The organism is Campylobacter concisus, from assembly GCF_003048375.1.
Classification (GTDB): domain Bacteria; phylum Campylobacterota; class Campylobacteria; order Campylobacterales; family Campylobacteraceae; genus Campylobacter_A; species Campylobacter_A concisus_T.
Genome location: NZ_CP021642.1, coordinates 38,844 through 53,439, shown reverse-complemented (window position 1 = coordinate 53,439; position 14,596 = coordinate 38,844). Strand labels below are relative to the sequence as shown.

Sequence of the window (14,596 nt, the reverse complement as noted above, 5' to 3'; positions counted from 1 at the left end):
TTTAAATTTTATATTTTTTCAAATATACTTCTTAAATCCAAATCAATCACGAAAGTTAAAAAAATGACTACAAATTTTGCTGAAATTTTAAATAACTGCGTTGAAAGTATAAATTCATTTCTTTGGGGTCCATACTTCCTTATCGCCCTACTCTGCGGCACTGGACTATTTTTCACCATTAGACTTGGCTTTGTTCAAATTTTTAAGTTTAAAATGGGTTTAGGCAAGCTTTTTGGAAATTTCTCACTGCACGGCGAGGCTGCTGGCAAGGCTGGTATGAGCTCGTTTCAAGCAGTCGCAACAGCGATCGCGGCGCAAGTTGGCACTGGCAACCTCGTGGGTGCGACGACAGCTCTTATCATGGGTGGCCCTGGAGCCATTTTTTGGATGTGGTGCGCAGCCTTTTTGGGCATGGCTACAAATTTTGCTGAAATTTGCCTCGCTCAAATTTACCGAACCAAAGATGACAGCGGCCACACGATAGGCGGTCCAGCCTTTTACATAAGCCGCGGATTAAAAGGCAAATGGGCGAAATTTCTAGCTGGATTTTTCGCTATCGCTATCATCATCGCACTTGGCTTTATCGGCAATATGGTTCAAGCAAACTCCATATCAGACGGCTTTAGTGGCGCTTTTGGCATACCACAGTGGCTAACAGGGGTGTTTTTGGCTCTCATTTGCGCGCTAATTTTCATAGGTGGCGTAAAAGCGATCGCAAGGGTCGCTGAAAAGATCGTGCCACTAATGGCGCTACTTTACATCATCGTTGGCGTGGTTATCATCGCTTTAAATTTTCACCAAATCCCAGAGGCGATCTCACTAATCTTTAGAGCTGCATTTGATCCTTCGGCTGCTTGGGGTGGGGCAACTGGCGCTAGCATCGCAGCTGCTATGAGATACGGCATCGCAAGGGGACTTTTTAGCAACGAAGCTGGCATGGGCTCGACTCCGCACGCACACGCTGCTGCAAACGTCAAACACCCAGTCGATCAAGCCGTCCTTGGCATAATGAGCGTCTTTATAGACACCTTTGTCATCCTAAATATAACCGTTTTTGTGGTGCTTACTGCAAACGTCATCAGCTTTGAAAACGGCAAGGCAGTCTTTACAGGCATCACCTTGGTGCAAGAGGCGTTTTCGTCACATATCTTTGGCAAAACTGGCGGTTATAGCTTTGTGGCGATCTGCCTATTTTTCTTTGCATTTACGACCATACTTGGCTGGTACTACTTTGCTGAGATCAACGTGCGCTACCTTTTTGGCGCAAAAGCGGTTAAAATTTTTAAAATTTTAGTTGTTGTTTTTGTCTTTTTAGGCAGCTTGCAAAAGGTCGATTTTGTCTGGAGCCTAGCAGATATGTTTAACGGCCTTATGGTCGTGCCAAATTTGATCGCCATTATCCTTCTAAGCCCAGTCGTGGCTAAACTTTTAAAAGATCACGACGCTGGCAAAGAGTACGACGTAAAAGAGTATTTGAAGTAAATTTAAAAGCGCGTGGAGAGAGGCTCTCCACATTAAATTTATTTTTATAGGTGGTCAGTTGGAGCTAGATATATAGGCTCTGTCGGTAAATAAAACGTTGATGCTTGAGGCTCTGTGTATTTATTACCAGCCTCATCTACCGATGATGCTTGGACTGTGTATTTAATAGAATTTTCACTATCCAACATTTGACTTTCAACTTCCCAGCTGCCATCAGCTTTAGCTTTGGTCTTTAATTCTTCAACTATATGACCTTCTGAAGTGTTATTATCCGCTATCCTAATAACCAAATTTATATCAGCGAATGGCTCAGCCTTACCTTCGATAGTTGGTGAGAAGTCGTATTGTTTATTGCTATCATACATCGTTTGGCTACCTTGTGTTAAGTCGGCAAAATCATCAGTAGATATTTTTGTGATAGACAAGGTGCTATTGTCTGTATCAACAGTTATCTCTTGTGTGCTTGTGGCTTTTAGCTCTTCGCCGTTTGCGGCTACTTTGCTAGCTTCAATCGTAAATTTATGATCTCCATCAGCTAAAGGCGAAGTTGGTGTATATGACCAGTTGCCATCATTATCAGTAGTTGTCGTACCAAGTAGTGGTGCATTTTCACCTTCGCCATCAAATATGCTTATAGTAGCATTTGAAGTAGCCTTACCTACCAAAGTTGGAGTGTTATCGTTTGTGATATGCAGACCTGTTCTTTGTGAATTTTCATGCTCTAAGATATTGCCCTCGATGTCAAGGTTGCTGCTTACTGCCTGATCTGTATTTCCAGTCACTACGTTATCATCCACTGCCGTGACAGATACTTCTAGTGGCTGCGGCAATATATTGTTATATGCATTATCTATCGCAGCTGCAAGCGTATCAAGACTAAAGACCTCCTCGCTTGCGCCACCGCTTACATTTGTAACAGCCTCTGCACTAGCGTTTGCTTGAGAGCTTAGATCGCCAAAATTCGCATTTACGTTTGAGTAGTGACCGCCATTTGTAAAGCCAGCAGCGCCAAGGCTCACGCCATTCGAGCTTACTCCACCTGCTGATTGAGTGCCTCCAGCTGCAGTCTCTTCAAGATCAGAGATATTTTTACCATTTAATAATTGCTCTTGTAGCGATGCTACTTCTTTGCCAGTCTCATCGCTAGCTTTTTCATTTTGAGTTTGTGCAGCTTGCACCTCGACCTTTACACCATCTTGCTCTTTTATGACCTCGTTGTCATATATCACGTCACCTGCTTTTAGAATTCTTTGATTTCCATTAGCATCAACTGCGACGATGGCATCCGTGCCAATAATAGATTTTATTAGTCCTTTAACTTTACTCATAACATTTCCTTTTTATGTTTTTGGATTTTATGCTGGAATTATAAGTAAATATTTTAGTTCTTTACTATTGTACTTTGGTACAGTTGTGACATTTTAGATACGCTATGTCATAAAATTTAGAGTTAAATTTAGTAAAAATTTGCCGTATTTTAGGGATTTAGTTTAAAATTTAAAAATGGCAGAGTTACAAAAAATATTTTTAAATTTTATTTTTTAGTTTTTTGTGTTTTGGAGAATTTGATATAAAAATGGTGGCCCCAAATGGACTCGAACCATCGACCACTACCATGTCAAGGTAGTGCTCTACCAACTGAGCTACGGGACCAAAGATTTGGGATTATATTTTATTTTCCTTTTTATTTAGCTTAATTATCCTTTTCTTTAAAATTCAACTTCATAAAACTGGTCTATATTTTGGCGCACTAATTTATTATTAATGTAAATTTAACCAAGCGAAGACTATAATTTCATAAAAATAAGTTTAAGTAAAAATATTAGTTTTCAATTGAAATTTGATGTTTATAAAATCTTAATAGAAAGGAAAAGGGTATGAATAAGCTTAAATTCATCGCTATTTTTGCCTGTTTATTTTCGCTTCATCTCTTTGGCGCCGATATGCCAAAGGGCGATCTAAACGTCACAAAAGTAGTAGTCTCTGATGAGCTAAGAGCCAAGTATAAGATCAAACCTCATCATGAACACCTAAGCTTTGACTGCGTTGATTGTCACCAAAACCAGGGCGATGATCCTAGCAAATTTAAAGCGATCGGCGACGCTGGCTGCCTATCCTGTCACAAGAGTAAAAAGCTCTTAGCCCAGAGGCTAAAATTTATGGATACTCTAAAGGCAAATCCTCACAACTCTGTTCACGATGGTCCGACTTTGTACTGCGACGAGTGCCACAACGAACACAAACCATCTACAAACATGTGCTCTGAGTGCCATGAACACGAGGTGCCACAATGGATGAACGGAGTAACACCATGAAAATTTCAAAAAAATTACTAGCGCTTATAATCTTCATAAGCGGAATTGTTGGATTTTTAGTCGTTCTGCCAGTTCATTACGCACTTGATGAGACGAGTGGGGATAAATTCTGCATCGTTTGCCACGAGATGGATCCTATGGTGATCGCCTACAACGACGATATCCACAGCGGCAAGGGCAAAACTGGTATCAAAGCAAGATGTGTGGATTGTCACATACCGCATGACAACATCGCAAAATACGCCCTAACAAAGGCGAAAAACGGCATTTTAGAGGGCTGGGTGCATTTCTTTGGCGATCCTAACGCTATTGACTGGCACAAAAACCTCAAAAACCGCGAGCATTTCGTCTTTGACAACGGCTGCACAAGCTGTCACACAAACGTGATAGATAGCAACAACACTTCAGCGCAAGCTCAAAAGATGCACGCTCATTACAAAAAGCTCCTTGACACTCCTAAAGAGCTAAAATGTGTAAGCTGCCACTATGACGCAGGTCACAGCGCTGGCTTTAGAAACTATCTTGAGTACTGGAAGCCGTCATATAAAATTTATGATAAAAAGATGCTTGAAAAGAAGATCGAAACTAAGCAAAAATTCTTCAAAGATGAGTACAAACCTACAAAAGACGAAGAGGAATTTTTAAAACAAAAGGCTGAAAAAGACGCTAAAAAACCAGCTGGTGGCGGTCTAGCTGGCTGACGAAGAAGATCTTGCTGCTCTCGAGCGACTTTGAGCAAAATGTCATCCTAAATGCATCGCTTTACCGCTTTGGGTTTAGGATGATCCAGCTCAAAAGCGCATGCTCGGTCATCAAGGACTTTGAGCGCGGCAATAGATAAAGAAATTTAAACCTTGATCTGGCTAAATTTATAAGAGATAGCCAAAACATCACTCCCATTATGCTTTTGTTAGACGAGAGCGTCCCTAGCGTTTTTAAGAGGATTTACTACGCTAGGGTTAATGATTTTGTCATAAAGAGTTTTTATTTCACGTTTTTAGGCTTTGCAAGGTACTTTTAGGCTCTAAATTTAAGCTAAAAAATGGCCTGGTCTTTGACAAAGACTCCCAGTGTATAAGAAAAGAGGACGAGGTCATCTATCTTGGTAAAAAAGAGAGCCAGCTGCTTGAAATTTTATGCAAAAATTCGCCTCACGTCGTCACCTACGATGAGATAGATCACCACCTATATAAAAACGAAACCTTATCACAAGACCGCATAAGATCGCTCGTGCGAGAGATAAGAGCTAAATACCAACTATTTGCCTAAAAACCGTGCGAGGCACTGGATATAAGGTGGAGTGAGGAGTTAGCCTAGAAAATAAAAAGTTAAAAATCTCTAGTTTTTATATCCAACAACTATACTCATAAGCTTTTTGTTTTGTTCATTTATATCAAATTTTTCTTCTGCGATTTTTCTACTTTCAATGCCCATTTGAATTATCATTTCTGGATTTTCTACAAAGTACATCATTTTTTGCGCTAATACATCGCTATTGTATGGCGGTACTAAAAAGCCATTTACACCATCCTTGACCGTTTCTCTGCAACCAACAGTATCTGTTGTTATGACAGCTCTTCCTATTGCCATCGCCTCTTGCGAACTCCTTGGCACACCCTCTCTATATGATGGCAAGACAAATACTGAACTATTTGTGATCCAATCTTTTATATGATTTACGTATCCTGGGAAAATGACAATATCATCATTAAGATAAGGCCTTAGCTCTTCTTTCTTTAATCCAAATGGATTATTTTCTTCAAAACCACCTAATATATAAAAATTTACATCTTTATATTTATCTTTAACTATTTTAGCGGCTTTTAAATATTCAAAAATACCCTTTTCTGTAAGCAATCTACCTATGAATATAAAACTAACGGGATCACTTGTTGCTTTAGAGTATGAAAATTTTTTCAGATCGACACCTATGCCACCCAGTATATTGACACTTTTTGCATTTATATTATAAGTATCTATTAGCTCTTTTTTATCATCGTTATTTAAAAAGATAAGTTCATCAAGAGGTGGTAAGGAAATTTTATATAGAAAAATCTGTATTGCCTTGATAATTTTCGCCTTTTTTGTTTGACCGCTCTTGTGGACAGTAAAAGCCCCACCAAGTCCTTCTATCATACCAACTATTCGTGGCACTCTTGCTATTTTTGCAGCTATAGTTGCAAAAATGACTGGCTTAACAAAAAAAGAAAAAACTACATCTGGACTATGTTGCCTAAATAGCTTAATCAAATCAAACGTAGCAATAGCGTCTTTAAATGGATTTAAACCCTTTGCATTTAAAGTATAGTCAAGTGGGATTGCACCAAAAGAGCTTATTTTTTCTCTACTTTTTTTATCGTAGTCACTAGCCAAACAATAAACCTCATGCTCACTTGATACAAGCATTTTAATAAATTCTTTTCTAAAATTTATCATCGTGGAGGCGAGATTGCCGATTATAAAAATTTTCATAGCATCTCCAAAAAAAAGTTTTTATAAGGTTGCCAATAATGAATGGCATAAAACGAGTAGTTATACCAAATATAAAAGATCAAAAAATTTTCTATTATGATTAAAAATGCTAAGGTAAATTTTAACTTTATTTCTAGTCTTTCTATGAAAATACTAAAAATTACGATATCAAAAAATATAAAATATAAACCAAGCCTATCTACTAAAGTAGATAAAAATATAGACGAAAACATAGCCACAACTATTAAAATGGATAGCTCATCGAATAATATGTAATTTATATTATTTCTATTTTTTATATCTTTTCTCATAAATATGTATAAAACAAGAGGAATAATATGAACAGCAATCCTAATAAATGCACCATTGGAATAGTGCATATCAGATAAATATAAAAATTTTATCTTGCTAATATATCCAGCAAAAATATCAAATTTAAAACATATCAATGCAAGAACAAGAAAAAATACTATGCCTATATAAACTTTTTTTATATTAACTTGTCTTAAATATAGCAATGGTAAAAATATCATTAATATAGCAATCGACTTATGAAATAAACTACCAATTAAAATAAAAATTATGGATTTAAAGTTATGATTTTTTGCCATAAAGTACATCGCAACAAAACCAAATCCTATTGCAACGCTTTGCCTAGTATATCCCATAGCTACCACCGTAATACCATGAGGAAATGCAACAAGCAATCCAGCAAAAGGATATCTAAATCTAGTTACAAGGAAAAATAAGCAGCTTAAGAATAAAAAGGCGCAGCATAAATTTACAAAAATGATCCCATGTTGCGTAGAGATATTTTTTCCAATTAGACTTAAAAATTCATATCCGAGATCAGTTCTTGCATCTTTATAAAATATTTCATATAAATAATAATTCCAGTCGCCACCAATCTCGTATCTTGCACCAATAAACAATATTAAGAATAGATAGAGCACAACTAATGCTATTTTGTTAAAGCGTAAAAATTTAGTCAGATCTAACACTAAAAATGTTGATATGTAAGCAAATATTACAAAATAAAGCAATAAATTTTCCTAATTATTTTTCAAAGAAAGAAAAATCCTTTTTGCAAAAACAAAAATTTGAGGACACCCCAAAAATACAGAACCGTATAAAATTTTGTAAACGAAATTTCTATTTATTTTAAAAACATATTTTATATGATTTGCCTCTGGACATATAGCATTTATATGATTTTTAAAGTTGCTGTCCGAATAATCCAAAATAAACTTTAAAATTGCAGGGATATGATATTTAAAATATTCATCAAAAAGACCTCTCTGCAGTAGGAAATTCCTTACGGCTTTACTAAACTCAGCAAAATCCTCAAGAGCTTTTTTATTATTTGAGAAACTATTAGAAAGTGAGTTGGGATTTGTTCTATAATGATAAAATGGCCTTGCAATGTGAGTAATTTTTTTTGCTTCATAAAAAAGCTGCAAATTTACAAAACTATCCTCACAATGTGAAAAATGCGGAAAATCAATATTTTTATAAAGCTCCCTTTTAACTAATTTATCACACATAGAAACAGAAACTTCATGAGATAAAATAGCTTTTACAAATTCCAAATTTAACTTTGGATGGTTTTTTGTATAAAAAAAACTTTTTATAACGCTTTTTTTGCTAAATTCTTTAATGTAGTCAAAACAAACGATATCTGCATCGCTTTTTTTAGCTTCATATATCAAAGAACTTACCATATCTTTATCGACCCAGTCGTCACTATCTGCATGTAAAATGTATTTACCGCTTGCTATTTTCAACCCACTTTTTCTAGCTTGCGGTAAACCTTCATTTTTTGTTTTATTAATAATTTTTACATGTTTTTTTCTGTTTGGGTATCTTTCTATCGTATTCTCCAAAATTTTCATAGATTTATCTGGCGTGCAATCATTTACAAAAACATACTCTATATTGTCATAATCTTGCTCTAAAAGCGTAACTGCACAATTTTCTATATATTTTTCCACATTATAAATGGGTACTATTATGGATACATCGTGGTCTTTCATTTGCTTATCTCTGCATTTTTCCAAAATTTTTAATAAGTCTTAAAACAAATAGGATAGTTTGTAAAAATTTGTTTTCACCCATCACTACTTGAACTCTATAAAATTCACAAAGAGCTCCTAATATATCAACACTGCTGACTCCATCATTTGAAAATTTACCAACCACACTTTTTAGTATTTTTATCTGAGCTCCACAATTTGCAACAGTCAATACAAATAGCTGATCTGCCGCTATTGGAAATTTTCTAGAATAGTATCCAAACTTTTGATGGAGACTTGTACGATATATTGAGCCAACAGCATGTCCTGAAATATATTGGAATTGTCCTTTAAGCCATTTTGGACCACTATTTGGCTCGATTTTGCCATTATCAGTATCGACACAAGCTGTTATTATGTCTACACCATCTTCTATAGCTTCCTTATAATTTTGGATAGCATTTGGATAAAGTTCATCATCAGCACCAATAACAAGGTAGAATTCTCCGTTACAAGCCTTTATAGCTCTATTTAAAGCGTCATAAATCCCAAAGTCCTCTCCAGAAATAACTTTTATATTTATTCCTTCAGTACTTTTTAGAATTTCTAAAGTACTATCACTAGATGCTCCATCAGAAATGATCCACTCAAAATCTTTATCGGTTTGCTCTTGCAGACTTTTTATAACTCTAGGCAAGAATTTTTCTGCATTGTAGGTTGCGGTAATTACGCTAAGTTTAGTTGGTTTTTCATTGTAGTTTTTATAGTAGATATCTTTATTCATTGTTATGCTCTAGCGAGTTAAAGCTTCTTTACAAATTGAAGAGTAAATATTTGCAAATTTTTTTGTCCTTGCTTCTAATGGTTCCACATTGCTCTCATTTTCTATCTTATAAAATTTTAGTACTTCTTTTAAAGACTCAATACTATCTCTTTTAAAAAAAACTGCGTTTGGATATTGTTCTTTATGCACATCCAGATCAGACAAGATCATATTTTTTCCTACACTTTTACACTCTTCAACTGTAGAGCTCCAACCCTCAAATAAAGATGGATTTATCACTGCTTTTGAGAATTTAATCAATGCAAAAACATCTTCATAATCCACGAGTCCCAGAAGTTTTATATTATCTTCCAAATTATTTAATTTTACAACCTTCCTTATATCATCAATATATGTTTTATTTCTATAATCGCCTAGATATCCAGTACAAACAATATTGATCTCAACACCATCTTTTTTTAATTCGTTAATGGCCTCAAATATCATCATGTGATTTTTATGCTTCCAAAATTGATTTGGTATATAAAAAAAATCATCTTTTATTTTATACTTTTGCAATAATAAACTTTTATCATGTTCATCTAGTTCAAAATATCTGCTATTTGGTTGTGAAACAAATTGCAAAACTCTTGCTTTATCTTCATAATTAGGTGCAAATTTCTTCATATCTTTTAATGCATCAAAACTACTAAAAACAATTAAATCACTATCTCTTATTAACTTTAAAAAATTATTATTCCTATTTTGTATCTCTTTTTCAGAAAACATTTGAGGTAAATGAATATGTTGAAAATCCGGTATCCAATTTATAGTTTTTATCGTTTTTAAATTTGTTATAGCTGCGTGAGAAAGTATTTGTATATTATGTTTTTTAAGGATATTTTCGAGCAAAATATTTGTTTTAAATATTTTTTGTTCTATTTTACTAAGAAACCATTTTATACTTTTTCTGTCAAATATGCTATCTTCTATTACAGTTGTATATTCTTGAAACATTCTTTTTGTTTCTATATCTATTTTTTTACCAACAAAAACAAATACTTCAAGCTTTTTTTTTTCTATAGAATTTATAGCGAAAAGTAAGTTTTTAAAATAGTTTAATCCGCCCATCCATTCTTTTGACACACTACCTATAAATCCAACTTTAATCATCCAGTCCCTTTATCCACTCTACATAGTTTATTATCTCTTGTTTTAAATTTTTATCCGCGTTAAAACCATTTTTTTCTAGCTTGTGTGTATCTGCCCAGTAGTACATTGGATTTCCTACATTCACTTGATTATTAAATTTTATATTAATATTTGGATTTACTAGATTTCTTATCATTTCTACTACATCTTTTATGGTATGCTTTACACCAGTTCCACCGTTTATGATATAAAATTTTTCATCTTTTTTTAACAACATATCAACTAAAAGTAAAACATCACTTATGTGTATAAAATCCCTTGTTTCTTTCCCAGTTCCCCAAAAGACGGCCTCATCACTACTATCTAATATTTTTTGGCAAGCATCCCAAAGCAACTGCTTCTTAAGACCATTTCCGTATACTGAAAAGAGTCTTATTATAGAAATATTTAAACCAAATTTTTCACTATAGCTCTGACATAGATCCTCGGCTATTTTTTTATGATACCCATAAGGAGAAACTGGTCTTCCGAAATACTCTTCTACGATCGGCTTATCCTCACATTCGCCCTGTACTGCTGGACTTGATGGGTAGATAAGATGGGAATTATTGTTATACACCCTTATATATTCTAAGACTTCAAGTGTACCATTTACTGTTTTTTTAAAATCTTCGTATGGGCATTTAACAGAAAAACCAACAGAGCCACTACCGCCACAATGCACTATAACATCAAAAACTTGTTCAAATTCTAAAATTGCCTTTATCGACACATCATCCTTTTTCCAGTAGTCAAGTCCGATCTCTTTTGACTCTTCTATAGACAGTCCACCATGTCCTATACCATATGTCTGATATCCTAGAGTTTTAAAATGATGTGCTACGTTTGAACCCAAAAAACCCTTGGCTCCAGTAATTAATATTTTTTTCAAAACAAATCACCTTTATTTTTTCCACATGCAACAAATGGAATGATAACATTTGGAAAATTTTGTTTTAATTTATTTGCATACTCCTCTTCTGTTGGAATCAATGAATCATTGTTGAAATCATATTCGTCTATTCCTACCCATTTTCCGGCACCAAAGTCATATCTTTTTATAACTTTACAAGGGCTCCCAACAGCAATACTAAAAGGTGGTATGTCTTTGTTAACCAAACTTCCAGCACCTACTATAGAGCCTCTACCTATTGTTAAATTTCCAATAACACTCACTCCAGCGCCTAGCCATACATTGGTTTCAATAATAATTTTTTTTTCTATAGTTGTTCCAGTAGCAATATATGGTATAAAAGGATTTTTAAAAATATGGTCGCTTCCCATAAATTTACAATCAATGCCACTCATAAAATAATCTGATACTTTTATTAATAATCCTGAGCTAAAAAAATTCCTTCTGCCAATATAACAGTTGCTGCCAATTATAATATGCTTATTGTCTCCCAACCTTTTATTTACATTTATCCAAGTGTATTCGCTGATACCAGTATTATTCCCTATTAAGATATTTTTCCAGCCTGTTACATGCACTGTCTTATCGATATATGTATTTTTGCCTATATCTTTTTTATGAAAGAGTAATTGTGCCTTCGAAAATAGTATTAATAAAATCTGTTTTTGTTTTTGAGATAAATGTTTTTTTAGTTTATTTATTATTTTTCTTTTTATGCTTATTTTATTTTTTTCTCTTAATATACTAGACACTACATTTCTATTTATTGTTTTTTCAACAATATCTTTTGTAAAACTAGGATAAAAATTTACTAGTTCGTCCTCGTATTCCGAGAAAGAGCAGTGAGTTCCACTTCCATCAAACCCAATATTTTTCACTAACTTCTTAGCAGGATATAGTGTGAGTCCATTTTGTTTAAATACACACAGATACCAATAAATCGCCCATGAATCTATTTTACCATCGATCTGCATCTTAGCCATACTGACATAATCATAAGAATCATCGAAGTTAAAAAGATTTTTTTCTTGTATTGAGCTACTGATAATTTGCTCCAAATCCTTTTTATCTCGTTTAAATTTTTGCCATCTATCCGCCCAAGTACCCCAGCTCCAAGAGCTAGTAAGTTTCAAAAAATAGCTACTTTCGATATCTGATATATTATCAGTAAAAGAATACCCAGTAACGCTGTATACTTTGCCCTCATTTTTATAAATTTCTAGTGCTTCGTTTATAAATTTTAAAAAATTCGGACTTGTTATTAAGTCATCCTCAAGAACAATTATTTTGCCATATTCATTTACAATTTTTGTAACGCCGTCTATGATACTATTTGCGAGACCATAGTTTTTTTCTCTTTCAATGATTGTAATATTTTTAAATCCATTTATACTTTTTATATATTCTCTTACCTCTGCTACTTTTTGTTTTGACTCTTCATTTTTAGCCGCATCAGAATATATAAAAAGATCACTTTTATTTGCAAATTTATTTTTTTGCAAGGCCTCTATAGTCTGCTTCGTATGATCCAATCTATTATAGACAAATAGCACTATTGGTGCTAAATTATACGATTTTATATCAATTTGTTGCATTATTGCTGGCTCCAAATTTTTTAATTGCTTTTTCCCAAATATATGGTGTTAAATTCTTCCAAGAATTTTCAGCCAACACATAGCTATTTGTATTTTTATTTGCGATATTCAAAATTTGGCTTTGAAGCTCAGATGGATTGTCTATCAAGTTAGATTCCATAAAGCCTTTTTCATGAACCGTATCCAAAAACCATTCCTTTAAATCGCCCTGCATCCAATCAACTATTGGGGAGTTAAATCCGATCTTAGACTTTCTCCATGTTATCTCTTTTGGCATGTAAGAATCCATAGCATCTCTTATGAGCTTTTTTGTATAGCCATTTCCAAATTTACTAGAATATGGCAAAGAGGTTACAAAAGAGACGATCCTATGATCCATAAAAGGCATCCTTATCTCTACGCTATTTGTCATAGAATACCTATCGTAATTCCTAAGCAAGGTTGGCAATATTGTTTCATGAAAAATTATATATAGTTGCTGAGAAAAGCTATCAAGTTTATTAAAATTTTTATGGTTGGCATCTTTTGACCTAAATTCTTTTCCAAAAATTATTTTTACTATTTTCTTTATCATAAATTTAACATATATATTAAAATTACTTTTTCTATCAAACTGTGATCCATTTCCCAATGTCTCTTGATAGGTATTAAGTATATCGATACTATTTTTTATCGAAAATTTGCTATTCCATAAAGCTTCAATTAAATGTCCATAGCCACTAAAAAGCTCATCTGCTCCATGCCCATCTAACGTTACTGTCGTTCCATGTTTTTTTACAGCTCCGTATGTAGCCATCATTGGAATAGGACTAGTTATATACAAGTCCTCAAACATATAAAAATATTTTTCTAGGTTATCCCAATACTTAAGAGGCTCAATATTTATATAAGTGGCTTCAATCCCTATATGATCAACAACCATTTTTGCAAAATGCGTTTCATCAAGTGGAGTACCTGGAAAAGATGCAACAAAAGCATGTCGCCAGTCATTCTTGCCGTAATCAATATGAGATTTTGATAGATGAGCCATGGCTGAAATGGTTGCACTACTATCAAGCCCTCCACTAAGGGCTGTTCCTATAGGTACATCTGATCTCATCCTAATCTTACAAGCGTCTAAAAACAATTCCCTAAATCGCTCTACTTGAGCATCATACGTTTTTGGTGGCTCCGCAATATTATCAAGAGTATTCCAGTATCTTTTTATTTTTAAATTCCCATTTTTATAAATTCCATTATGCCCGAAAGGGAATCTCTTAATTCCATCTATCAAACATTTTTCGGTTGCTTCATATGAAAAAATATTATCTTTCATCCAATGAAAATCTTTTGATGGTCTTATCTCTTTTAAAAATGGATAGATAGCCTTCATTTCTGAGGCAAATATAAATTTACCATCAATTACAGCATAAAAAAGTGGTTTTTTGCCAAATCTATCTCTAGATAAAAAAAGCTCTTTTTTTTGACCATCCCATATAGCAAAAGCCCACATTCCGTTAAATTTTAAGACACACTCTTCACCCCACTCTATATAAGAATAAAGCAAAACTTCTGTGTCTGATGATGAACAAAATGTATGCCCTTTTGCTTCTAACTCTTTTTTAATTTCCAAAAAATTATATATCTCGCCATTAAAAATTACACAATATCTTTTTGTTTTATCATACATTGGCTGATGAGCGCTATCTGACAAATCCACAATAGCCAGTCTTCTATGTCCCAATGTAATACTATTTTCAATTGTTTCTATCCCAAAACCATCAGGACCCCTATGCTCTAATCTATTTAACGCACTTTTAAATTTAGTTTCATTTGAAGATGGTATCGTTCCTAATATTCCGCACATATACTTT

At 33.9% G+C, this 14,596-nt stretch carries 13 protein-coding genes and 1 tRNA gene; 4 read left to right on the top strand and 10 right to left on the bottom strand.

Going from position 1 to position 14,596, the window contains the following annotated elements:
* Positions 1-63 precede the first annotated feature (63 nt).
* A complete protein-coding gene (locus tag CCS77_RS00270) occupies positions 64-1,482 on the top strand; it encodes an alanine/glycine:cation symporter family protein (protein ID WP_107916217.1) in 1,419 nt (472 codons plus the stop codon).
* A 44-nt stretch (positions 1,483-1,526) separates the two neighbouring features.
* Here CCS77_RS00270 and CCS77_RS00265 read toward each other — a convergent pair whose 3' ends face one another.
* Together CCS77_RS00265 and CCS77_RS00260 are read right to left on the bottom strand one after the other, a co-directional pair.
* Positions 1,527-2,810, bottom strand: a complete 1,284-nt coding sequence (locus tag CCS77_RS00265; RefSeq protein ID WP_107916216.1) for an Ig-like domain-containing protein — start codon at positions 2,808-2,810, stop codon at positions 1,527-1,529.
* Between the two features lie 249 nt (positions 2,811-3,059).
* Positions 3,060-3,135: transfer RNA gene (locus tag CCS77_RS00260), tRNA-Val, on the bottom strand.
* Positions 3,136-3,359: 224 nt separating this feature from the next.
* Here CCS77_RS00260 and CCS77_RS00255 point away from each other — a divergent pair.
* The 3 genes from CCS77_RS00255 (at position 3,360) to CCS77_RS10785 (ending at position 5,066) form a co-directional block, all read left to right on the top strand.
* A complete protein-coding gene (locus CCS77_RS00255) occupies positions 3,360-3,797 on the top strand; it encodes a cytochrome c3 family protein (protein ID WP_004317425.1) in 438 nt (145 codons plus the stop codon).
* Entirely contained in the window at positions 3,794-4,498 is a 705-nt protein-coding gene (locus tag CCS77_RS00250) for a cytochrome c3 family protein (RefSeq protein WP_107916215.1), read from the top strand. Before CCS77_RS00255 ends, CCS77_RS00250 begins: the two co-directional genes overlap by 4 nt.
* A gap of 346 nt (positions 4,499-4,844) precedes the next feature.
* Positions 4,845-5,066, top strand: coding sequence for a helix-turn-helix domain-containing protein (locus CCS77_RS10785; protein ID WP_201741730.1), 222 nt, complete (start codon positions 4,845-4,847; stop codon positions 5,064-5,066).
* 69 nt (positions 5,067-5,135) lie between these two features.
* On the opposite strand, the gene CCS77_RS00240 is transcribed toward CCS77_RS10785, so the two are convergent.
* Genes CCS77_RS00240 through asnB form a run of 8 tightly spaced genes read right to left on the bottom strand, consistent with a single transcriptional unit; the run spans position 5,136 to position 14,589 of the window.
* Complete coding sequence (locus CCS77_RS00240) at positions 5,136-6,269, bottom strand: glycosyltransferase family 4 protein (RefSeq protein ID WP_107916214.1); 1,134 nt, start codon at positions 6,267-6,269, stop codon at positions 5,136-5,138.
* Positions 6,266-7,312, bottom strand: a complete 1,047-nt coding sequence (locus CCS77_RS00235) for an EpsG family protein (protein ID WP_107916213.1) — start codon at positions 7,310-7,312, stop codon at positions 6,266-6,268. Before CCS77_RS00235 ends, CCS77_RS00240 begins: the two co-directional genes overlap by 4 nt.
* A 9-nt stretch (positions 7,313-7,321) precedes the next feature.
* Positions 7,322-8,302, bottom strand: a complete 981-nt coding sequence (locus CCS77_RS00230; protein WP_107916212.1) for a glycosyltransferase family 2 protein — start codon at positions 8,300-8,302, stop codon at positions 7,322-7,324.
* Positions 8,303-8,306: 4 nt separating this feature from the next.
* Complete coding sequence (locus tag CCS77_RS00225) at positions 8,307-9,065, bottom strand: glycosyltransferase (protein WP_107916211.1); 759 nt, start codon at positions 9,063-9,065, stop codon at positions 8,307-8,309.
* A 9-nt stretch (positions 9,066-9,074) separates the two neighbouring features.
* Positions 9,075-10,217 carry a glycosyltransferase family 4 protein gene (locus CCS77_RS00220; RefSeq protein WP_107916210.1) on the bottom strand — a complete coding sequence of 381 codons (1,143 nt, stop codon included), beginning with the start codon at positions 10,215-10,217 and terminating at the stop codon, positions 9,075-9,077.
* Positions 10,210-11,127: an SDR family oxidoreductase gene (locus tag CCS77_RS00215; protein ID WP_107916209.1), complete on the bottom strand. Its 918-nt coding sequence runs from the start codon at positions 11,125-11,127 to the stop codon at positions 10,210-10,212. The genes CCS77_RS00220 and CCS77_RS00215 overlap by 8 nt, the downstream gene beginning before the upstream one ends.
* Positions 11,124-12,743, bottom strand: coding sequence for a glycosyltransferase (locus tag CCS77_RS10755; RefSeq protein ID WP_107916208.1), 1,620 nt, complete (start codon positions 12,741-12,743; stop codon positions 11,124-11,126). Before CCS77_RS10755 ends, CCS77_RS00215 begins: the two co-directional genes overlap by 4 nt.
* Positions 12,730-14,589 (bottom strand): asparagine synthase (glutamine-hydrolyzing), encoded by a 1,860-nt coding sequence (gene asnB / locus CCS77_RS00205; protein WP_107916207.1) that lies wholly within the window; start codon positions 14,587-14,589, stop codon positions 12,730-12,732. The genes CCS77_RS10755 and asnB overlap by 14 nt, the downstream gene beginning before the upstream one ends.
* Positions 14,590-14,596: the final 7 nt, after the last annotated feature.